This is a genomic window from Nostoc sp. FACHB-152 (assembly GCF_014697475.1).
Taxonomy (GTDB): domain Bacteria; phylum Cyanobacteriota; class Cyanobacteriia; order Cyanobacteriales; family Nostocaceae; genus Nostoc_B.
The window spans coordinates 49,433-72,253 of record NZ_JACJRV010000031.1 but is presented as its reverse complement, the minus strand read 5'-3'; the positions used below and the strand labels follow the sequence as shown (position 1 = coordinate 72,253).

The following is a 22,821-nucleotide window of genomic DNA, read 5'->3' as shown; positions in this document are numbered from 1 at the left end:
ACAGTTATCTCAGTTGCACTCAACTTAATGAATCCTCAACATTTAAGAAACTGGTTTACTAATTGCTGTTACTGTACCTCATAACACAGGAAACTGCTGTAAGAAAATAGATGAACTAGACCCTGTACCCAACCTATTAAGTACAGCTAAAGTTCCCGTATTACCTTTAGGGGCAGGGAAGGCAGGGTATGCAACGGTAGACCAAATCAGACAACCTTCAATTAGACAATTAATTATTAATAATGTGGTTGGAACCAATATCACCGTTGGTAATACGACAGATACTGTCTTTCTTCAACTTAGTATTACCCCTACAAATATTGACTCTAATTTAATCCTTGAAGCTAACCTTAATGGGGTTAGTGGGGGAGGCACTGCCACCCTTAGTTTAGGCTGGAACAGTAACCCTGTAGTAGTGTTTGGTAGGCTTGGGGGCTTAGGTAGTTCCTTTACTTCTTCTTCTTTTAAAATAATTCTTCCTGCCAATCACAATGGGTTGGGAATGACTACAAGAAATTATCAACTATTTGGAAAGGTAGCTGTTGGAGGTACTTCAGTTACTTTCAACACAGGCGGATTAGGCATCTCTTCTCTTACTATCACAGAGGTATCAATATAATGACAGAAAGATATCAATTTCCTTATGAATATTGGCAGGTACATAGTGCTGTATTCTTCACACTTAGAGAGGAATTTTCTTGGGAGGCTATATCTGCTGGCCAACTTAATATACAGGTGTATGATAATCACTATGATTATTTCCTAGATGAAAATAATCAACCTCATGGAATATTATGGGTAGATCAGACGGGCTTATACCCTAAAGTATCTAAAGAGAAGGTGGCTGAATGGACGGAGGAGTACCTTAGAGTTATTAATCGCAGATGGGATATATTTCAGAGAGATTACCTCCATACAAGTTTTATCAAAAAAGCCACCAAAGAATCTCTTAACAATGCGGCAATAGGGTTTAATCTTAACCAGACCTTAATACTGGCTGATTTGTTATGGGTAAGGCAGGATCTTATAAAAAACTTTAATGTCTTTGAGGAAGCAATAAAGAATTTATATACCCTCATGCTCCAAGTTACCGGAGTTAATGTTGTCACCCTTCAAGACATCCAAGAATTTAAAGATGTAATAGATGAGTGTAATATTGTCACCTCAGTTTTAGACGACTAATTAATTAAATTATATGACTATTGTTAAAGGTATTATAGCTGACTCAGCAGGGACACCTCTCAGTGGAAATCTGATAGTAACCCTAGCTGGGGCAGTATTTAATAAATCTACTACTCCTAATACTGTCTACATCCCTGAACCAAGAAGTTTTACTATTACAAATGGTGTAGTTAATATTAATCTTCCTGAGTCAGAAACCAGTAAGGTTAGTTATAAGTTTGAGTTCTTTGTGACTGCTGGTGGTATTACGTCTACTACTCAGGCTGCTCCATTTCCTTTTAATGCAGTAGTACCTAACATAGCCGGGGTTGAACTAGATGATCTAGCCCCAACTGGTATGGTTTCTGATGTACTAGATACTGGAGTATTAAGGTTAGCTAGATTAATTTCTAGTGACCCTACTTACTCTTCAGCTATTGGTGGGCCATTCCCTCAAGGTGAGTGGCAGAACAATGCCTACTACAAGTACAGAGACTTAATTACCTACAACTACAAAGCTTACATCTGTAGGTCAATTACTCCTGTTATTGGGAGTATCCCTTATGATGGTTCTCCTGATTGGATGTGGTTGCCTGTACAACCTTCAGGGACTATTACAGTAGGTAGTAATACGCCTTATGGGGCTGCTTGGAGTGGTTCTGAACTACCACCTACCCAAAGTACTCTGTTCAATGTTCTAGAGACTAAAGCTAACTTAACTAGCCCTACTTTTACAGGTAGTGTTAATGTCCCTACGGTAACTACTTCAAATAGCAGCACATCAGCAGCCTCTACCGCTTATGTTAAAAATAACTTAAGCCTTTATGCTCCCTTAGATTCCCCTGCTTTCACAGGTACTCCAACTGCCCCCACAGCAGCAGCAGGTACTAATACCACCCAGATAGCTACCACTGCTTTTGTACGAGGATTATTAGCTTCTCCCACCTTTACAGGTACCCCAACTGCCCCCACAGCCTCAGCAGGTACTAATACTACTCAGATTGCTACAACGGCTTTTGTTCAAGGATTATTAGCCTCCCCTGTATTTACAGGAACACCAACCGCACCTACTGCTGCTTTTGGGACAAACAACACTCAACTAGCGACTACTGCTTACGTGTTGGCACAAGCTTTATCTTCTAGTGACTCAGCAAGTATTAGATACTTAAAGGTAGGTACACTATTAATAAAATTTGCTACATCTGTTGTGACTTTATCAAGTAATCAAGCGACGATAAATTATAGCGGTACGCCAACGTTCTCAGGGGTAGTGACAATTTTAGCTTGTAACGGAGATGGGGGTATAGAACATTCAGTTCACGTAATGACAAGCTCTATAACAACAACTTCATTTAATATACGCGTACCAACTCTGGCTTCAGGATCTTACCGTGTTAACTGGATAGCTATAGGGACGGCGTAAACTAATTTAATCATTGGACTAAATATAATTATTAGATATATCAGGAGCCTTAAAATTAGGCTCCTTTATTTTTTAAATTCATATATTACTAAATATGACAAGGCGTGTATTCCAAGACGGAGATATCCTTTACGCTCAGGATGTCAATGAGATAGGTAATCCCATTGTAGATGGTCAGGATTTGTTAGGTCACGGGCCTAAAGTTACAGATGCTTATTTATCTGATAGCTCTAATCAATTAAAGTCTAGATTCTACAACTTTTATGACAGATTAAAGGTTAGTCAACAAACAGGACTAACTTTTTCTTATTTAGGTGGAGTTGTACTTTTAAGTAATGGAACACTAGCTTCCATTAGTCCAGGCACCATTAACCTCCCTAACAATGCTACAAGTTTTGTATTTGTAGGTAGCAATGGTACTGTCCAGCAATCTTCTGTACTGCCTAATGAATGTTTCCCTTTAGCTTTAATTACTACAACAAGTGGGACTTTATCAACCCTAGTAGACCTAAGAGATAAGGTAATTGATAGAGTTGCCCCGTCTACTATTCCTGTTCAGCAATTAATCCCTCCTGGGTTTGTTGGAGAATACTGGGGAAATACGGCCCCTTCAGGTTGGTTATGGTGTGATGGTGCTACCTACTCTCAAGCTACATATCCTGCCTTATACGCTGCTCTGGGCTCCTCCTATAACGTAGGGGGAGGTAACTTTAGAGTACCTGACCATAGAGGTAGAGTTGCTGTTGGGGCTGGTCAAGGTTCAGGCTTAACTAACAGAACACTTGGGCAAACCTTTGGTAGTGAGACTGTAACTCTAGATGTTAGTCAACTACCTTCCCATAATCACGGAGTTAATGACCCTGGGCATAGTCATCCCTTCTCTGACCCAGGACACTCACATGGGGTAAATGACCCAGGACACGGACATGGGCTGCCGGGGGATGTTTATGACAGAGAGGCAAGTGAAGGGTCTGATGGTTCCGGGTCTGCCTACCAACCTAGAGGAGCTTACACATTAGGCGCAACTACTGGAATTAGTATTAGAACCTCTTGGACTGGCATTAATATATCTGGAGCCTCTACAGGATTGAGTATTAACTCTCAAGGGGGTGGGGGTTCTCACAATAATATTCAGCCCTCTGTTGTTTGCAATTTTATTATCAAAGTTTAGTAAGCCCCCAGAGATAACCAGGGGGTCTTTTATAAGAAACCAATAAATAAATGAAATCTCAAAGTTTATTACCCATTACGTTAGCTCAAACACCAGCAGAACCCTCTGTATTATCAGTACCTTCTAGAGTGCAAGAAAAGATAATTGAGCAGGTACTAATTCAATCAGGTGGCGTAGGCTTAGGAGTATTATTATCCTTAATAGGTGCTATCTATTTTGCCAAAATATTAGGGGTAGGTAACTTCATTAGTAAATGCCTTGAACAGGTAGACAGTGGTACTCAATCGTTAAAGGCACTAACTGAAGTCTTAAATAAGATTACAGAAGACTTAAAGGATAACCACACAAAGTATATCCAAGACCATGAAGACATCTTAGAGGAGATTTCTGAAGTGAAAGAAATCCTTAAAACTGATGTAATGAATCAACTAAAGGATATAGAAAGAAAGTTGACTAAATAATAATAACCTCCTAGTTCTTATCTTATATACCAGCTATAACTAAGTCATATATTAAATTAATTATATTAACTACTATGGAACAGTTAAATATTTATGAAGCTAGAGAGTTCACTGAGTTCTTTTTAACTAAAGATGGCTATCTCACCCCCTATTCACTTTAGCTTCCCTACTGATGATAAAGGTGAAATCATAGGTAAGTATATTAATGCTTATGACTTAGTTATGGCACTAGGTTATGTGTATTATATGAAAGCTTGGCAAAAGATTAAGACTGAGCAGGCTATTAAAGTTGAGTATAGCTTTAGCATAACTGGCGGTCTTGAAGATATTGAGGTTATCCACCAGGAGGATTTCTTAACCTATAATCAAGTAGTTAGCATACTGAATAAGACTAATAAGATAGGGGTTAAAGAAAGACGTAGGCTCCTAAAATTTATTAAAGATAGTATGTGACCTAAATTAAAATTAAAACCCCCTTTGGAGCCTTCTAGAGGGGTCTTTTTTATTGTTTATTTTAGATGAATAGGCTAAACCTGATATTTTGGTAAATCAGCTAGCAATTGCTTTATGGTACTAACTTTAGCTGCTTATGCTTGGAAAATAAGAGGAAAGATTAATATTTATGGTGATGATTTGTGAGGTGACTAGGTGGAGGAAGTTTCTGAGTTGCCAATGATTAGGGTTGGCTAGTTATGTTCCCCTTTTTAGTCTGAATGAAAAGGTAGAGGTTTACCAACTTAATGTTTAATTAATCTTAAAGATACGATTTGCCGTACCTTGGAAGTAAATATATAGGTGATAAGAATATAATAAAAATCAAAAATGATCCCAACAAATCTCCAAAATAAAACATAATACTAAAATATAATTGGAATCCTAATACATATACAATATTTAAGACCACCCACAACAAGCAAGCCCTAATAGTAAAAGTAGAAAGATTTATGTCATTTTTTATTACAGGTGTAGTCTTATTTACCCCTACTGGAGTACCGCCTAAAAATACCATAATAGGGTTACAGAAAATTGAAATTAATACATGACATATCAGCAATGAAAATATACCCACATAAAAAGGATAACTGAATGAGGTAATAATTATTAAAGCAAACAAATAATATACAAAGAATGTAAATAACTTCTTAAATTTATCATCAGAATTCATTTTTATATCTCCCTTACCAGTGAAGGACAATTAGCAAGCCTCTTAAAGAGATAAAAGCTTGAGAATGATTTATTTTAGTAATCTGCCCAATTAAATCTGTGGCTGTAGTTTCCTTAGATACCTCAACACATCAGTCTTACCAGTAAGCTGTGGTTTATTAGTAATAATGTAATGGACGTAAACTTAATTACAGCAAGCTTTATACTGCCATACAAGGGGAATGAACTTAATTTCTTACACCCTTGGGCTATGTAATGATTGCAACTTATCTACACTTTAACAAGTACGTAAATGAGTGTCAATAAAGACACTTAACTTACTGTGAAAAGATATATTTGAATATTTTTAAGAAAACTGCAAAGCCCTAAAATACCCAAAATGGAAGCACAGAACTACAGGAGAGTTAACCTGTAAACTCCTCTCCAGGTAGGTTGGGATTCAGTTCACTTGTGATTACTAACCTAAAGCTTTCCTCCCTAAATGCTGGTTAAGCCAAAGTTTACTAACCATTATTTTCAACTCTGCTTAATAAGCTATAGCCAGCTTAGAATCTAAGCTGGAGATTCAAGAGTGTCAAACTAACTGAATGCTTAACATCTCTAACCCTGACATCTTGGTAAGTTAGCTAATAGTTAGGTTATAATATTGAGCTTTTTTTATTATGGCTGGAAGATAAGAGGCATAGCTGAAGATGACTCCTATAGAGATGAGGAGCTAGAGCTAGGTTAACATACCGCTAGTGTTGAGGTTGTTGATTAAGGTGTATACTGATTTGATTGAGAGAAATCTGAGAGAAAATCAGCTTTTAATGTTGTGGTTAGTCTTGTACAAGTAACGAGCGTGGAGGGATTTGAACCCCCGACCCACAGAACCGGAATCTGTTGCTCTATCCACTGAGCCACACGCCCTTAATCTTCTGCATTATAGCATGGCTGTGAAAAAGTGAGCATTGACCTTAAAGATAATCAGCTGGATTGACGGGTGTACCATGACGGCGTACTTCAAAATGCAGGTGCGGCCCGGTAGATAAGCCTGTGGAACCAACAGCTGCGATCGCCTGTCCGCGTTGCACTCCTTGTCCCTCCGATACAAATAATTCGCTAGTGTGTCCGTAGAGTGTGGTTAGTCCGTTACCGTGATCAATAATTACTGCTCGACCATAGCCACCATACCACCCAGCAAAAATGACTGTTCCCGAATCGGCGGCGCGAATTGTACTACCATAGCTAGCCGCAAAATCCAAACCTGCATGAAAGCGGCGATAACCAAGCACTGGATGCATCCGCCAACCAAAAGGACTGCTAGTAGGAGCATTACTAGGATAGGTAAACATCCCTGTACCGCGAATAATGATGCTGGTGCGGCTGTTGGTTTTGCCTTCTAGGGCGGCTACTTTCTCCTGAATTAAGCTTTCCAGATTTTGAGAATCTCTTTCTAATTGATTTTCGGCTGCTTCTAGGGCTTGGCGATCGCTATTTAAGCGTTGAATTAATTCAGACTGCGATTGTGCTTGAGCTTGATAATCGGCTTTTTGTGCTAGTAATTGCTGACGAATTAAGGCGATTTCATTTTTCTGCTGTTCTACGTCGGTTTTTTGCTGATTTATTTGGATTGCTTGAGTGTTGAGTTTGGCTAAAATTTTCTGGTCTGCTTGATAAACTAACTTTAATTGATGGCGACGGCTAATAAAGTCACTGATATTTTGACTTTGCATTAAAACTGCCCATCCTTGATTAACGTGCGATCGCTGGAGATATCGCAACCTTGCTACTGTGGCTATTTGCCTTTCTTCATAGGTACGTTGCGCTACAGCTAAATCGGCTTCTAGTTTTTGCAGGCGTTGGGTAGCTTGTAATAACCGCGATTCACTATCTTGAATCTGATTATTTGTAGTGTTGATATTGTGGTTAATCCCAGTTAAACGATTTTGAGCAGCATTTTGCAAATTTGTCAAGCGATCGCGTTGCTGAATCACATTCTGGCGTTCTTGATTAATTTGTTGTTGCTGTTGTCGCAAGGTATCTACGGATGCTGACGTTGTTGCATATCCAGTCAATATTGAACTTAATACCAACCAAACACAGACAACACAACAAAATTTGAGAAAAAGTATCTTCAATGCTCTCATAGCTTGAGCCTAACCAAAGCAACGCTGCCAAACACTATGAGTATTCCCACATTTTGATTGATAAACTCACGCGGCGATTCTACCCAGCCTCGCCCAAAAAATGGTTTGGACAAATCGAGGTCATCTTGGGTCTTAACAATATTTATCGTCACTAGAGCAATTACGTCACAAAATTTAGCGTATCTATTGTTGCAAAGCCTGTAATTTAAATAGTCATCAACTGGATACATCAAAAGAGTTAGAGACTGAGTATTTTTTACTTAAGTCACCCAAGCTCTGAAAAGTTTATCTACTGGTATCTTCAATATGAAACACTTATTGATAGTTTGGGTACTCATACTATATTTGCTTTTTCCCAGTCAAGCGATCGCTCAAACAAAACCTGCCTACAGCTTAATATCTGGATTAGGAACACATCACCATCCAGTTTCTACCCAAAACCCCGAAGCGCAAAAGTTTTTCGACCAAGGGTTAAATTTAATCTACGGTTTTAACCATGATGAAGCGGCTCGTTCTTTTAAATATGCTGCCGAACTTGATCCACAGATGGCAATGGCATATTGGGGTATTGCTTTGGCTTTGGGGCAAAATATTAATGCTGTGATTACAACTGAAAAAGAACAACTCGCTTATCAAGCAATACAGCAAGCTGTGGCACTTTCTGGGCAAGTATCAGCCTCAGAACAAGATTATATTGCTGCCTTGGCGAAGCGGTACTCTTCAGATGTCAATGCAGATTTACATCAATTAGATATAGATTATGCCAAAGCAATGGCAAGTCTTGCCAAGCGTTATCCTGATGACTTAGATGCAGCGACGCTGTTCGCAGAAAGTATGATGGATTTACATCCCTGGCAACTTTGGACTCATGATGGTCAACCACTGCCAGGTACAGAAGAGATTGTTGCTGTTTTAGAATCGGTACTGCAACAAGATCCAAATCATGCGGGAGCGAATCACTACTATATCCATGCCGTAGAGGCTTCACTACACCCTGAACGCGCCCTTGAAAGTGCCAAGCGGCTAGAAAATATCGCGCCGACTGTGGGACATTTAGTACATATGCCTTCTCATATTTATTTCCGGGTGGGAGATTATGACGGAGCGAGACGAGTCAATGTGCAAGCGATCGCTCAAGATGAGTCTTACATCTGTCACAATCAAGTCCAGGGGATTTACCCACAGTTATACTTGACCCACAATCTCCACTTCATGATGCTAGCTAGTAGTATGGCAGGCAGATATCATGATGCTCTAGCTGCTGCTGATAAATTAGTCAAACACGCTACCTCTATCGACCCTCATTTACCAATGCTTGAGGGATTCCTAGCCAATAAAATGCTGATGCAAGCCCGATTTGCTGACTGGGATGCAATTTTGCAAACTCCGGCTCCTAATAGCACACTCCCTACCACCACTGCACTCTGGCATTTTACTAAGGGTTTAGCATATGCCGGCAAAGGTAACGTCGAAGCAGCAGCAAACGAGAGTCACGCATTATTAGCTGCAACAAAAGTAATTCCAGCCACAGCAACTATTGGCTTCACACCCGCCAGCCGTATTCTCAACATTGCTCAAAAATTCCTGGATGCCAAAATTGCCAAAGCTAACCATGATTACGACTCTGCTGTTGAAATTTTACAGCAAGCAGTAGCGGCAGAAGATGCCCTTGATTATGTTGAACCACCAGATTGGTACTTTCCTACAAGAGAAGCATTAGGTAGTGTACTGTTAGCAAAAGGTGATTATGCAGCAGCCGAACAAGCTTTTCGAGCCGATTTAACAAAATATCCCCATAACGGACGTTCTTTATTTGGACTGCAAACAACTTTGCAAGCATTGCAGAAAAATAATGCAGTGCAACAAGTTCAATCAGAGTTAGTTACTGCTTGGAAAAATGCTGATACTCAACTGGGTGTAGAACAGCTTTAGTCAGCTAGTAATTCTAAATTAGTTAAGTAGAGGGACATAAATAATTGTAATTAGGAGAAGGCAGGAGGCAGAGGGCAGGAGGGAAGAGGTTTTTAGCTATTTTGCCCAAGACTTATCTAGTTAAGTTTATTTGTGCCTTCCTACTTACAAGCAAACTCATTAACACTTGTGGTAATTCTGTTCCATTGCAGAATTACCCTAATTTTTATATATAGAACTCATATTTGATTTTTGACAAAAATCAGTACATTTTTACCTGCATTCTTTGCTATTGCCTATTGCCTGTGATTCCTATAGATGCACTTTTGTGGAATCTTGATTGTGAGAAAAAGTGTTCTACCTTGGAAAGTTGCTCAACTTGGGTTAATAACCAGCTAATTAACTGATAGTTACTTCGGGCGATCGCATTGCATAATACATCATTTAAACTCTGGATGCAGGCTTTAAAAACAGCCAAGCTACAAAGAAAGTAGCTGCTGTAAATAATTGCGTTAAATCCAAAGCAGATAAATAGCCATCTGCAAACGAAGCAATACTGCGGTCAGTAATCCCAAACAACCAAGATGAGATACCAAACAACCAAATTCCATTCTTGAGATTGCCTACAAACTCCTTAGAATTGGATGCTTTTGGGTCTTTCATTTCCTCTACTCCGTTAGTGAAATATCCAGTATCAGCAAATGAGTACTTTTTAAGCTTTGACACTGGTTATATCTATATTAATAAATATTTCATAATCTTGACTAAACTACCCAAGGGTACATCTAGCTATTTTGTCTATCCATCTCTGGTAATCTCACCCTTGAGAGAGTATTTAAGAATAAAAGGGAGCAAGGACAAGAAAATCGCACAATTAACATTACAGAGACATCTGCGTGATATTAGCGCAGCAAGCAATCTGTAAGAGCGTCACTGGCGTGGCTTTGTCTCAGTCAGAATTTTTATGGAGTTTTTTAAGTCAGAAGCTGTTTTTTCTGGTTTTCCTGCAAATGGAAAGACTAAGATACTTTTTATATTGGGATTATTGACTAATTCTCGTAAACGACTTAGTTGATGGTCTGTAATTGCTACCCCAGCATATTTTTGCGCGTAATATAATTCTTCGGCAAAATTTTTATCATTATAAGCTTGAATAAATGCGCGATCTACGCCCCATTTTTCCCAGTCAGCCGCGAAATATTTTTTAGCCCAATAAGGATTATGATGGCAAATATCAAAGCTCACAGAGCCATTAGCTTTTTTCATCGAGCTTGTCATTTGTCGCACAAAATTAGTTAAATTAGCAGTGCGGTCAACTTTCCCTGGTAGTTCAGCATAATAACCCAGGTAATCATCCCATTGCACTGCATCAATATTCGGATATTTTTTGACAAATTCTACTAAAATATTTTTAAAGAACGCAGCCACTTCAGGAATCTGCACATCCAAAACATAATGGTCGATTCCAGCGTAGGTTTTATCTACTCCTGGAACAATCCACCTTTTAGTCACTGCTAAATCAAAAATTGGGCTATTTTCATCTATTTTAATACCCTTTTCAAAGTAAGCATGAACTTGCATTCCTTGTTTATGCGCTTCATCAATCAACCAATTTAACCATTGTTCTTGAAACTGGTTTGGACAACTACTATACCCTAGTGTTTGCTGCATAACCTCGCTTTTGTACATCGTACAACCATTACCCCAAACACCGTGAATAATAGTGTTAATTCCTTGAGAGCGATAGTATCTAACTCTTTGGCGAATCGTTTGCTCATCAGCATTATTTGTAGCTTGATAGCGAGTTAAATAAATTCCTCTAATTACTTTTTTCTCCCAAGGCGTTGGAGGTGATATGGTTTTTTGAGATTGTATTGGGTTACGAGTGGTTTTTTGATTCTTAGCAGCTAAATTTTGAGGGCTTGGTAAAATGCTACGCGGGGTTGGAGAAGCAGTTGGAGTAGTGGCTAAAGTAGGAATATTTATTCTTTGTGGGGTTGGAGTAGCAGCTAAAATAGGAATATTTATTCTTTGATTATTAGGTATAAATTTACTGATATCTAGATTTTCTCTTTGACTGAACAACCAGTAACCGCCTCCTAAGACAGCTATGATTACAGACAAGGGAATATTTAAGCATCCACATCCATTTGGCTGTTGTTTTTTCGATGGCATATTAATTTAAAGACTATTAATTAATCTTGTGGCATATACATATATTGTTCCCATACCACATTGAAGTCTTTCAGATATAATCTCTAAAAAATTAGGTAGTAGCAACTAGATTAGCGATCGCTACAAAAAAATACCCCCAACTTGAAAAATCAAGTGGGGATTTATTTTTTTATCTAAAAATCTATTTAACTGAAACAGCATCAACATCAACAGTGCTTGCAGTAGTAGAGTTAGCATCATCTGAAGTATTGGTAGCAGTACTTACACCTTTACGAGCCTTCCAACCTTCAAGCACTAGCCCAGACACTTCAGTAACTAACAGCGTCATCAAGAAAACATCGTCAAGTTCACCGACGATGGGAAAAACATCAGGAATAATATCAATGGGGCTAATAAAATATACTAGCGTTCCTAGAATTACCCACCAGCGATACTTAGGATTACGGATTAAATTGCGATACCAGTTGTATACAGAATCTATAGAAAATTTCATTCTTTAGTCCTCCATTTACCTTTTATTTTGGCAAATTCTGTTGAGATATTCTGGTGGGAATAACCGTCCCAGATTAGTTAGGTAGTTGCTACACCATATAAAAATTGATTAATAAAAATATATTTTTTTGTAAATGTTGAGTGAACTTGAGCTTCTGGGAACACTAGGGCGGTAAGTAAAATTTTCATCTATCCAGGGATGGAGGATAGAAATTAATGCATAGAACTAACTCCTGCAAAATGAAAGCTTTTCCATTACAGTTGGTTCTGATTGTACCGTTTGCCTTGCAAATCTTCGGTGCAGTAGGGTTAGTTGGCTATTTGTCATTTAAAAATGGGCAGAAAGCAGTCAGTAATCTAGCAGATCAGCTAATGGATAGAACCAATACAATAGTTGATCAACACCTGAATGCTTATTTATCTATTCCGCAAAAGCTGAATCAGATCAATGCAGATGCCATTGAGATGGGATTATTGAATGTACGCGATCGCCAAACCGTTGGCAAGTATTTTTGGAAACAAATGCAAGCCTATGACTTAACCTACATTGGTATGGCATTGACCACAGGTGAGGGAGTAGGAGCCGCACGCTACGACGGTAAAACAGTCACAATTGATGATTGGGGTGCTAAACTGCCAAATAATGGCAAAAACTACGCCACTAATAATCAAGGCGATCGCATCCGGATTAATAACACTTACGAATACAATAACTTTAAGGAAAATTGGTATACAGAACCAATAAAAGCTGGTAAACCAATCTGGTCGCGGATTTACAGTTGGAACTCTCCCACAGGCCCCTATATCACTGCGGCTACAGGTCGTCCAATATATGACAAAAACCACAAATTATTAGGAATGGTTGGTGCAGATATTCATTTGTTGAAATTGAGTGCATTTTTGCAGCGTTTAGATATCAGTCATTTTGGACGGGTGTTTATTCTTGAACGGAATGGAATGTTAATTGGCAGTTCTAGCAAGCAAGAGCCTTTTGCGCTAGTTAAAGGGGAAGTTCAGCGAATCAAAGCCACAGAAAGTCCAGACCCTAAAGTTCAAAATATTGCAAAGCAGATTCAACAAAGCTTCAACGGATTTGGGTCAATTACCGAACCAAAAAAACTGCAACTGAAGTTTCAAGAAGAGACTAATTTTGTATATGTCACCCCTTGGCGAGATCAATATGGACTTGATTGGTTAGTAGTAGTGAGTGTGCCAGAAAAAGCTTTTATGGCACAAATTAACGCCAACACTCAAATTACAATTTTGTTTTGTATAGGTGCATTAGCTGTAGCAATTGTGATTGGTTATTTAACTTCTGGTTGGATAATACAGCCGATTTTGCGAATTAACCGTGCTAGCCAAGCAATGGCAGCTGGTAAATTAGAACAAACTGTAGATGTTAGTCCAATTGAAGAACTCAATATATTAGCCCACTCTTTTAATTACATGGCGGCGCAATTACGTCAATTTTTTACTGCTTTAGAAGAGAGTAAAGCCGAATTAGAAAACCGAGTGGAAGAACGTACCAATGAACTTAAAAATGCATTAAGCGAATTGCAACGTACCCAGGCACAAGTAATTCAAAATGAGAAAATGTCTAGCCTTGGTCAACTAGTAGCTGGAGTTGCCCATGAAATCAACAACCCGGTAAACTTTATTCACGGCAATATTGCTCACCTGAACGAATATACACACGATTTGGTCAGGATGCTCAAGCTTTATCAGGAACGCTATCCTAACGGTGACTCAGACATACAAGAACTAGCCGAAGAAATCGATTTAGAGTTCTTGATGGAAGATTTACAGAAAATCATACCTTCTATGAAAATGGGAACTGAAAGGATTCGCAACATTGTGCTATCGTTGCGAAACTTTTCTCGCATAGATGAAGCAGAATTTAAAGCAGTCGATATTCATGAAGGCATTGAAAGCACAATATTAATTTTGCAATACCGCCTCAAAGATAAGCCAGAGTCTCCGGCTATTGAAATTATTCGAGATTTTAGCAAATTGCCGCCAGTAGAATGCTATCCTGGTCAACTTAATCAGGTTTTGATGAATATTCTGGTGAACGCAATTGATGCTTTAGAAGAAGTTAATGAAAAACGCACCTATGAAGAAATCAAAGCAAATCCCAGTCAAATCACCATCCGCACCTCAATGCTTAATGATCAAGGGATAGAAATTGCGATCGCCGATAATGGACCAGGAATGCCAGAACAAGTACAGAACCGGATCTTTGATCCCTTTTTCACTACTAAACCTGTTGGTAAAGGTACAGGTATGGGTATGGCAATTAGCTATCAAATCATTACTGAAAAGCACAACGGCAAGCTACTTTGTTTTTCTACCCCAGGCCAAGGAACAGAGTTTAAAATTCAAATCCCCATACAACAGTTGTAGAGTCAATAGTCAATGGTCAATAGTCCATAGTAATTATTTATTCTCCCCTGCCCCCTCTGCTCCCCTGCGGTCTATTTGTATCGAACTGAAAGTGAAAAGGTATAATTCCTGTCTCCTCATGAAATTTCTTTGATCTAAGTACCTAACTGCACGTTAATCTTTAGAATTAAAGTGCTTTGGGATAATTGCTTTAGGAACGGAGGGAGGAAAGTTAAACAGTGGATATTTTAGACCTGTTTCAAAAAGGTGGCCCAGCAATGTGGCCTTTGGCAGTTTTGTCAGTTCTAGCTTTAAGTGTAATATTAGAGCGTTTATGGTTCTGGTTGCGAATTTTAACGCAAGAAAAGCAAATAGTTAACCGAGTGCTAGATGCAGCCCAAGATGATTGGGATATAGCCGCAGATATTGCCAAACAAGCCACAGACCAGCCAATTGGAAGATTTCTTTACGCACCATTGCGCTTACTAAGAGTTGATTTAGAAACCTTTCGTTTAGCACTAGAAGCCACAGCAGAAGACGAATTAGCTGGAATGCGTCGAGGGGAAAAACTGTTAGAAGCAGTGATTGCACTATCACCATTGTTGGGATTGTTAGGTACAGTGTTGGGTTTAATACGATCTTTGCGATCAATTCGGATTGGTGATTTAGGAACGGAATCAACAGCTGGGGTAACTACTGGGATTGGTGAATCACTAATTAGCACGGCTACAGGGTTAATAGTTGCAATTGTTAGTTTGGCATTTTATCGCTTATTTCAAAGTTTTTTGGTTAATCAAGTCAAGATTTTTCGCAGCGCGGGTAATGAGTTGGAATTACTTTACCGTCAATCTCCGCCTGAGTTTAGCAAGAGTACATCAACTGTTCAGGATAGCTTTACACCACGACGTAAACAAGCCAAAAGTTCATTTCCTCAACCTCCAGAGCCACCTAATGTGGCTGATTCATTAGATCCTGAGCAATAACCAAAAATTCAAAGACGATGAAAGTTAATCTGCATACTCCAGTTGAAGAAATACAAATTCAAATCATTCCTTTGATTGATGTTGTTTTTTGTATTTTGACGTTTTTTTTGTTAGCGGCATTGCAATTTACTCGCCAACAAGCTATTAATGTTGATTTGCCTAAAGCTGCTACAGGTACAGTTGCGGGGCAAGATGCTAGTAGGATTGTCACTATTGATGCAGTAGGAAACACTTACATAGAAAAACAACCTGTGAAACGGGAGGAATTAGCCGAGAATTTAAAGCAGTATCTTCAACAAAATCCTAACGGTATTTTGGTGCTGAATGCGTCACGAACTACAACTTACAATGATGTCATTGAAACATTGGATATATTGCGCCAAGTAGGAGGCGATCGCGTTTCTTTGGGAATTATCCCAGGGCCTACTCAACCATCAGTTTCGTCGCCTAACCTGCCTGTAGACCCTAATATCCCATCAATTCCTGGTATCCCACCAGCACCAGTCCCAGAATTTAATCCACCTGGTAATTTTAATCCTAATCAAATACCTACTGCTCCTGTTCAGCCACCAGCAGGTCAAGGTGTCAGTCCGCTCAACCCTGGTGTTAATCCTGCTATTCCTAACGCACCAAGAAAAACTAGTCCTGCACCACAAAGGTGAATTTGCCTGAAGAATGACACAAGGGAAGTGGGGAAGACAAGGAGGATTGTTCAGAAGGGTGTAGGGGGTAGGGTGTCGGGTGTAAGAACCCACGCTTAAAAACGTGGGATTAAAATAAGGATGCTGTATTTAATCGCACTGCGTGTTGCGAAATACATCTTTTTTTTACGCTCGCTTAAACCCGGAACTAAAGTTTTTCCATCACCACACCCTACACCCCACACCCTGTTATTTGTCAGAATTTCCTCCTTGTCTCCCGTGTCCCCTCTTATCGCCTAAACCTAAAGAGATACAAAATAAATTATCATCATAGAAAAATATCTGCTAATTTACAGGTAATTGGCTAAACTACCAATATTCTGAGGTCGCTTGCTAAAGTAAGCGATCGCAAATCGCCATTCGCGTTTCAAGGGTTATGGCAATGAATGTAATTGTGACACTTTTAATTGTTTGGATTGTAACATCTATTAGCTTGTTACTGATTAGTAAACTCCCTATAGGGGTTGAAATTGACACTCCCAAAAAAGCCTTTATTTCGGCAGCAGTTCTCGGTATTGTGACTGCGATCGTCAGACCAATTTTACGTCTGATATTTGCAGTGCCAAATTTCCTCACCTTTGATTTATTATCCGGCATTTTCACTTTTATGATTGCCGTAGTTTGCTTTAGTGTTGCTGCTTGGTTAGTTGAAGGCTTTCGCTTGCGCTTCGGTATTTGGAGTGCTGTGCTAGGTGCTTTTGCCCTCACTATTATCAACAGCTTAATTTACAAAATCTTAGGTGTTTAATACTTTGGAGAAACAAGGGTTTAGGGGTGTAAGGATGTGGGGGTGTAGGGGATAAAAAGTAATATTTTACCTCTCATACCATTTCACCAAATAAATGATACAAATAATTTCTCCTCTACCCCCCTGCCTCCCCTGCGGTCTATTTGTATCAAATTTAAAGTGAAACGGTATCACCTCCTGCCTCCTGCCCTCTGCCTCCTGTTATCACTGGAATCATGCGATGGCGATTTGTGGTGTCTGAGGAGTCAACTTCACCAATTAATGAGGGATGACAACTCAACCAATATGTAGATTTTAAATAGCCTAGTTCCAACTTCATTAGTGGTAAATTGTGCTTTTGCAGTACATTTTGAATGCGCGCAAATGCTTCTGGTAGTTGGTTGAAGGGAATATTGGGAAATGTGTGATGCACTGCATGATAATCTAGTCCACCCATCAACCAACCAACTAGAGAACTCGTCTGAATGTTACGACAAGCATAAAGCTGTGTTAGTTGGTGACTAGTAAATTTACCCCACAGCGCGTAGTGTTCTAAGTGATCGCGTGTTTGGGCTATGATGCCAATTACTCGTTCTAAAATTAACCAAAATAACAGGTAGCGCAGGATTTCGCCTTGAAATATTGCCAGCATTAACATAATGCTATGCACAAACAGCATACCCATGACATCAAGCATTATTTGTCGTCGCATATTAGCAACGGTATTTTGAAAGCGTACACCTTTAATAAAAGTTTTAATAATTAGCCCTATTCCACCCAAAATAAAAATATCGCCAAGCCACTGATGACGCACATACCAACGCATTAAAGGGTGCGCTTGCTGGTATTCTTGCCAAGTCCATTGCAGCCTTTCAGGATCTCGTAAGTCAATGCCATTCCAGCTATGATGCAAGCGGTGTAATTGGGCGTAGACGCTATAAGGCCACAGCATTGGCCAACTCATCAACCGAGGGATGATATTATCAAACCACTGCCAACCTGTTAAGGTTTGATGCGCCATATCATGGGTACAAATCAGCCAAAAGCCATAAAAAACTCCCGCCAGTATTGTTGCAGACACAAACACGATATTATTTGGCACTGACCAAGCTAAGATTACTAAGCCCAGAAATATTGAACCAAGTAAGCTAAAGCGTAGTAGCCCGATTGTAGAATTAACTTGGTGTAAGTCTTCTGTAACTTGCTGTAACTCTTGAGCGATACTATTCACAGTCACCGTGCGATCGCCCATAACCCACCTCACCTAAATTTGTTGTCTAAGTTACTATTAGCTTACCGGAACTATCACTACAGGCGATCGCTAGTAGTATGCTTCAGTCAGATCCCCGCCAGATCTAAGCATCACATCCAAACATCAAATTCACAGTCTCCATAGTTTACTTTCTCGAATGTAAGATAACTTATTCTTTGATAATACCTGGCTATGTTATTTGTACGATTAATGCGTTGTGTGTATAGTCATGTTCGATTCTCTAACGGGCGAGTTTGGCTGCAATAATAACGATTCTTTTTTAGGAAAAGCTTATAAGGGTATAGAAGTACTAAAATTATCCTTTACCGAAGACGGGATAGAATCTAGCTTTGCCTTCAATCAAGGCGATGTACCTGGCTTTAACGAAATCGGCGACGGCGGTACCTATAGCTCTTTTCTATTTAACAAATCAGGCAACCGGATTGGCTCTTCCGAAGCCGAGTTTAAACTGGTTCAACAGATTAACGACGGCTCTTTTATTGCTGATATTACCGATACCTTTAACTTCGGCGGCGGCAATACCTTAACAATTAAAGGTCAACTCAATGTTCAGGATTTTGAAGCACTCCAACCAGCTGAACTTAGAGTCACCGGAGGTAGTGGTATATATGATAATGCTATAGGTAAAGCAGTCCTGCAACAACAACAGATCGGAGTGCTAGATGTCATTAATGCTGACATTCAAGTAATTATCTAAAACTATTGGCGATTGGAGCCTATCCTAGTCAGTAGTTTTAGTTAGTATCGCACCGAAACGCGAAAATAGTGCGTTAGCAGGCTTTATTTAGACAATCCTTAAAATCTTCATCTAGATTGAGCTACCGCTTTCTCTAATTTTAAGAAACTTGGCCGCTGCCCAATTGCAACTTGCTACTGCCAACGGAACGGACTATTCTCTGCGTTTTTAAGTAATTGCTTCCCACCATTGTAAAAAATATTGTGCATAAACAAGCAACAATCTAAATTTGTTTGCATTATTGATAAATTCTGGTGAAGAAGTTAAAGTCTGTTTTACACAGAATTAAGGGATTGAGCCGAGATAAGGAATAGATTTGTTTGAAACTCCTACACGGACTGCTGTACCGCAATATTTCTTAATATTTACAATAAGCAAGAATCGTTAAAAGAAGATTAGCTTTCATTTCTGCAATGTGCAGGAGAATAAACAATGGCGTGGGTCTATCTGTTAATTGCAGGTTTATTAGAAATTGCATGGGCAATTGGACTGAAATATTCACAAGGTTTTACAAAGCTGGCTTACAGTATTCCCACAGTTGCTTGTATGGTGTTGAGTTTTTTCTTTTTATCAATAGCACTACGCACACTACCAGTAGGTACTGCTTACGCTGTTTGGACGGGGATAGGTGCAATGGGTACGGCTTTGTTGGGGGTAATTTTACTTGGTGAACCGGCTTCTATGAAACGTTTTATTTGCATTGGCTTAATTTTGGCTGGCGTACTCGGACTCAGGCTAGTATCAAATCACTAATTTTGCTGACCTGCATCGAAACTTGGCATCATAGATAATAACGACTGTGTTAAAAGGCGGGTAAAACTATTTATTGGTATAACGGCAAATTAATCCAATCCCAAACCCTGGAATTAGATATTAACGATCCGGGTTTACTTTATGGTGCTACGGTGTTTACTACTCTGCGGGTTTATCAAAATTCTCTCGATAGTAGTTTAACTAACTGGCAAGCTCACTGCGATCGCCTCAACTCCAGCTTACAAGCCTTTGCTTGGCCACAACCAGACTGGAACAGGATACGCAAAGGCGCACAAATCCTGTGTGAAAGTTTCCCCGTTCTCAGAATTGCCTTGTTTCCCGACGGCAGAGAGTGGATAATTGGCAGAAATTTACCGCAGAATTTGGCAGAAAAACAGCAACATGGTGTGAAATGTGCTGTAGCTCAATCGGAATTTTCGCGCAACCTGCCTTCTCATAAAACTGGCAATTATTTAAGTGCTTGGTTAGCGAAAGCGAGTGTGCAAACCTTAGCAGCCGAGGAAGGGATTTTAGTTGATGTTGCGGGTAATTGGCTAGAAACCACCACTGGTAATCTTTGGGGTTGGCGAGATGGCTGTTGGTGGACACCGCCCGAATATGTAGGGATTTTACCCGGAATTATGCGAGCGCAAATCCTAAATTGGCTGCAAACTCAGCAAATACAGGTGCGAGAGGAACCTTGGACACCGCAGTTAGTCACCCAATTTGAAGCGATCGCCTACACTAATAGTGTGGTTGAAATAATCCCCATCCATACTGTTGAGCAAACTTCAGGGTCGCTACAATATAATCCCTACCATGCCATTTTTCAAGAAATTAGGAGGCTTTTTAGCATGACAGCCGGCTCATTTTGTTATACCTTAAGATAAGTTAACATAATTCTTAATAATGCCCTCTCAATCGAGACGCTCCGCGAAAGCACAAAATATACAGGAGAATAGACCTCAGTGAATAAAAGATGGAGAAATGCGGGGCTGTACGCACTGCTATTTATCGTTGTCATTGCGCTAGGAACAGCATTCTTTGACAAACAACCACAAAGCAGAGAATCATGGCGATACAGTCAATTTATTCAAGAAGTTGAAAAAGGTAGAGTAGATAAAGTTAGTTTAAGTGCAGATCGGTCTAGTGCTGTCGTCACATCTAGAGATGGTACTAAAAAGGTTGTCAATTTAGTCAACGACCCAGACCTAATTAATAATCTCTCCTCCAGAGGTGTTGATATTTCAGTTCTGCCCCAAACCGACGAAGGATTTTGGTTTAAGGCACTGAGCAGCTTATTTTTCCCTGTATTGCTTCTGGTTGGTTTATTTTTCTTGCTGCGCCGCGCCCAAAATGGCCCCGGTAGCCAAGCAATGAACTTTGGTAAATCCAAAGCCAGAGTGCAAATGGAACCTCAAACCCAGGTGACATTTGGCGACGTTGCGGGTATTGACCAAGCCAAGCTGGAGTTAAATGAAGTCGTAGACTTTCTGAAAAACGCCGATCGCTTTACCGCCGTTGGTGCAAAAATTCCTAAAGGAGTATTATTAGTAGGCCCTCCAGGTACAGGTAAAACCCTCCTCGCTCGTGCTGTTGCTGGTGAAGCAGGTGTACCTTTCTTCTCTATCTCCGGTTCGGAATTCGTAGAAATGTTCGTTGGTGTGGGTGCATCCCGCGTCCGCGACTTATTTGAACAAGCTAAAACTAACGCTCCCTGTATCGTCTTCATCGATGAAATTGACGCAGTTGGTCGTCAACGGGGTGCAGGTTTAGGCGGTGGTAACGACGAACGGGAACAAACCCTCAACCAGTTACTCACCGAAATGGATGGTTTTGAAGGTAACACTGGCATCATTATTATTGCCGCTACCAACCGTCCCGACGTATTAGACGCAGCTTTATTACGTCCTGGTCGCTTCGACCGTCAAGTTGTGGTTGACCGTCCCGACTACGCTGGCCGTAGCGAAATTCTCAAAGTTCATGCACGTGGCAAAACCTTAGCCAAAGATGTGGACTTAGATAAAATTGCGCGTCGGACTCCTGGTTTCACTGGTGCAGATTTATCTAACCTGTTGAACGAAGCAGCAATTTTGGCAGCACGTCGCAACTTAACCGAAATTTCGATGGATGAAATAAATGATGCCATCGATCGCGTGTTAGCTGGCCCAGAGAAGAAAGACCGGGTAATGAGCGAAAAACGCAAAGTCCTGGTAGCTTATCACGAAGCTGGTCACGCTCTGGTTGGTGCATTGATGCCCGACTATGACCCAGTGCAGAAAATTAGTATTATTCCTCGCGGTCGTGCAGGTGGTTTAACTTGGTTCACCCCTAGCGAAGACCGGATGGACACTGGTTTATACAGCCGCGCCTATCTTGAAAATCAGATGGCTGTGGCCTTAGGTGGTCGTCTGGCTGAAGAAATCATCTTTGGTGATGAAGAAGTTACCACAGGTGCTTCTAACGACCTGCAACAAGTAGCAAGAGTTGCTCGCCAGATGATAACACGCTTTGGGATGAGCGATCGCTTAGGCCCAGTTGCCCTCGGTCGTCAACAAGGTAATATGTTCCTCGGACGCGATATCATGTCAGAGCGCGACTTTTCGGAAGAAACTGCTGCTGCCATTGATGAAGAAGTTCGTAAACTGGTTGATACAGCTTACAACCGCGCTAAGGAAGTATTACTCAACAACCGTCACATCCTTGATCAAATAGCACAAATGCTAGTTGATAAAGAAACCGTAGATGCTGAAGAATTGCAAGAAATTCTCGCAAATAACGATGTGAAAACTGCCGCCTTTGCTTAATCAATTGCGGTGAAAATTTAAAATCTAGATTTGGGGTAATTCTACTCAGAATTACCCCTCTTTTTTATTTATAGCTACCTATGCAGACTTCATAAGTATGTCAAACTAATTAAACATCAAAAATAGTAGGGGAGCCAGTTCGCTCAAGTCAGGAAATCCGCTCGCGCGACTGTCTCCTCTGTGGTTCGATAAATTAAGCTTTATCGGAATTTTTGCGTAATATCATGTCCGGCTTTACAGTTGTGATCAATGTACATCTGTGCAGAGACGACAAAACCCTCTCCCCTGCGGCCTTAATCATAAGTCTTTAACCGAACACGATATAAGTACTCATACCGTTTCACTTTAAATTTAATACAAATAGACCGCAGG

General features: G+C 40.0%; 21 protein-coding genes and 1 tRNA gene. 15 read left to right on the top strand and 7 right to left on the bottom strand.

The annotated features are described in order from the left end of the window. The first annotated feature begins 244 nt into the window (after positions 1–244). From H6G76_RS20150 to H6G76_RS20125, 6 genes are all read left to right on the top strand, one after another. Positions 245–619 (top strand): hypothetical protein, encoded by a 375-nt coding sequence (locus tag H6G76_RS20150; RefSeq protein ID WP_190704518.1) that lies wholly within the window; start codon positions 245–247, stop codon positions 617–619. Continuing rightward, positions 619–1,182 (top strand): hypothetical protein, encoded by a 564-nt coding sequence (locus H6G76_RS20145; RefSeq protein WP_190704515.1) that lies wholly within the window; start codon positions 619–621, stop codon positions 1,180–1,182. The genes H6G76_RS20150 and H6G76_RS20145 overlap by 1 nt, the downstream gene beginning before the upstream one ends. Positions 1,183–1,195: 13 nt before the next feature. Then, positions 1,196–2,584 carry a hypothetical protein gene (locus H6G76_RS20140; RefSeq protein ID WP_190704513.1) on the top strand — a complete coding sequence of 463 codons (1,389 nt, stop codon included), beginning with the start codon at positions 1,196–1,198 and terminating at the stop codon, positions 2,582–2,584. 94 nt (positions 2,585–2,678) lie between these two features. Further along, positions 2,679–3,755 (top strand): phage tail protein, encoded by a 1,077-nt coding sequence (locus H6G76_RS20135; RefSeq protein ID WP_190704510.1) that lies wholly within the window; start codon positions 2,679–2,681, stop codon positions 3,753–3,755. Positions 3,756–3,805: 50 nt separating this feature from the next. Continuing rightward, on the top strand, positions 3,806–4,216 hold the full coding sequence (locus H6G76_RS20130) for a hypothetical protein (RefSeq protein WP_190704507.1): 411 nt from the start codon (positions 3,806–3,808) through the stop codon (positions 4,214–4,216). 132 nt (positions 4,217–4,348) lie between these two features. Further along, entirely contained in the window at positions 4,349–4,669 is a 321-nt protein-coding gene (locus tag H6G76_RS20125) for a hypothetical protein (protein WP_190704504.1), read from the top strand. A gap of 1,547 nt (positions 4,670–6,216) precedes the next feature. Here the strand turns inward: H6G76_RS20125 and H6G76_RS20120 are convergent. The 3 genes from H6G76_RS20120 to H6G76_RS20110 form a co-directional block, all read right to left on the bottom strand. Next, positions 6,217–6,289, bottom strand: a tRNA-Arg gene (locus tag H6G76_RS20120). A gap of 47 nt (positions 6,290–6,336) precedes the next feature. Then, on the bottom strand, positions 6,337–7,509 hold the full coding sequence (locus H6G76_RS20115) for a murein hydrolase activator EnvC (protein WP_190704501.1): 1,173 nt from the start codon (positions 7,507–7,509) through the stop codon (positions 6,337–6,339). After that, a complete protein-coding gene (locus H6G76_RS20110; RefSeq protein WP_190704500.1) occupies positions 7,506–7,661 on the bottom strand; it encodes a hypothetical protein in 156 nt (51 codons plus the stop codon). The genes H6G76_RS20115 and H6G76_RS20110 overlap by 4 nt, the downstream gene beginning before the upstream one ends. A gap of 154 nt (positions 7,662–7,815) precedes the next feature. Between H6G76_RS20110 and H6G76_RS20105 the strand changes: the two genes are divergently transcribed. Beyond that, positions 7,816–9,441, top strand: coding sequence for a lipopolysaccharide assembly protein LapB (locus H6G76_RS20105; RefSeq protein ID WP_190704497.1), 1,626 nt, complete (start codon positions 7,816–7,818; stop codon positions 9,439–9,441). A 423-nt stretch (positions 9,442–9,864) separates the two neighbouring features. Here the strand turns inward: H6G76_RS20105 and H6G76_RS20100 are convergent, their stop codons facing one another. The 3 genes from H6G76_RS20100 to H6G76_RS20090 all read right to left on the bottom strand — a co-directional run bounded on the left by H6G76_RS20100 (position 9,865) and on the right by H6G76_RS20090 (position 12,088). Next, entirely contained in the window at positions 9,865–10,083 is a 219-nt protein-coding gene (locus H6G76_RS20100) for a hypothetical protein (RefSeq protein WP_190704494.1), read from the bottom strand. 267 nt (positions 10,084–10,350) lie between these two features. Further along, positions 10,351–11,595, bottom strand: a complete 1,245-nt coding sequence (locus H6G76_RS20095; RefSeq protein WP_190704492.1) for a family 10 glycosylhydrolase — start codon at positions 11,593–11,595, stop codon at positions 10,351–10,353. Positions 11,596–11,776: 181 nt separating this feature from the next. Next, entirely contained in the window at positions 11,777–12,088 is a 312-nt protein-coding gene (locus tag H6G76_RS20090; protein ID WP_190704489.1) for a YkvA family protein, read from the bottom strand. A gap of 215 nt (positions 12,089–12,303) precedes the next feature. Here H6G76_RS20090 and H6G76_RS20085 point away from each other — a divergent pair, with 215 nt between their 5' ends. The 4 genes from H6G76_RS20085 (at position 12,304) to H6G76_RS20070 (ending at position 16,901) form a co-directional block, all read left to right on the top strand. Further along, the gene (locus tag H6G76_RS20085; protein WP_190704486.1) at positions 12,304–14,490 is read left to right on the top strand and encodes an ATP-binding protein; all 2,187 of its coding nucleotides are present in this window, start codon (positions 12,304–12,306) and stop codon (positions 14,488–14,490) included. Positions 14,491–14,708: 218 nt separating this feature from the next. After that, on the top strand, positions 14,709–15,452 hold the full coding sequence (locus tag H6G76_RS20080) for a MotA/TolQ/ExbB proton channel family protein (protein WP_190704483.1): 744 nt from the start codon (positions 14,709–14,711) through the stop codon (positions 15,450–15,452). A gap of 17 nt (positions 15,453–15,469) precedes the next feature. After that, positions 15,470–16,114 carry a biopolymer transporter ExbD gene (locus H6G76_RS20075; protein ID WP_190704481.1) on the top strand — a complete coding sequence of 215 codons (645 nt, stop codon included), beginning with the start codon at positions 15,470–15,472 and terminating at the stop codon, positions 16,112–16,114. 421 nt (positions 16,115–16,535) lie between these two features. Next, complete coding sequence (locus H6G76_RS20070) at positions 16,536–16,901, top strand: phage holin family protein (RefSeq protein WP_190704479.1); 366 nt, start codon at positions 16,536–16,538, stop codon at positions 16,899–16,901. A gap of 154 nt (positions 16,902–17,055) precedes the next feature. On the opposite strand, the gene H6G76_RS20065 is transcribed toward H6G76_RS20070, so the two are convergent. Then, entirely contained in the window at positions 17,056–18,132 is a 1,077-nt protein-coding gene (locus tag H6G76_RS20065) for a fatty acid desaturase (RefSeq protein ID WP_190704476.1), read from the bottom strand. A 229-nt stretch (positions 18,133–18,361) separates the two neighbouring features. Here H6G76_RS20065 and H6G76_RS20060 point away from each other — a divergent pair, with 229 nt between their 5' ends. From H6G76_RS20060 to ftsH3, 4 genes are all read left to right on the top strand, one after another. Further along, positions 18,362–18,850, top strand: coding sequence for an allene oxide cyclase barrel-like domain-containing protein (locus H6G76_RS20060; protein WP_190704472.1), 489 nt, complete (start codon positions 18,362–18,364; stop codon positions 18,848–18,850). A 471-nt stretch (positions 18,851–19,321) separates the two neighbouring features. Continuing rightward, positions 19,322–19,642 (top strand): quaternary ammonium compound efflux SMR transporter SugE, encoded by a 321-nt coding sequence (gene sugE / locus H6G76_RS20055; protein WP_190704469.1) that lies wholly within the window; start codon positions 19,322–19,324, stop codon positions 19,640–19,642. 68 nt (positions 19,643–19,710) lie between these two features. Next, positions 19,711–20,532: an aminotransferase class IV gene (locus tag H6G76_RS20050; protein WP_190704532.1), complete on the top strand. Its 822-nt coding sequence runs from the start codon at positions 19,711–19,713 to the stop codon at positions 20,530–20,532. Between the two features lie 78 nt (positions 20,533–20,610). Continuing rightward, a complete protein-coding gene (ftsH3, locus tag H6G76_RS20045) occupies positions 20,611–22,449 on the top strand; it encodes an ATP-dependent zinc metalloprotease FtsH3 (protein WP_190704467.1) in 1,839 nt (612 codons plus the stop codon). The last annotated feature ends 372 nt before the right edge of the window (positions 22,450–22,821 follow it).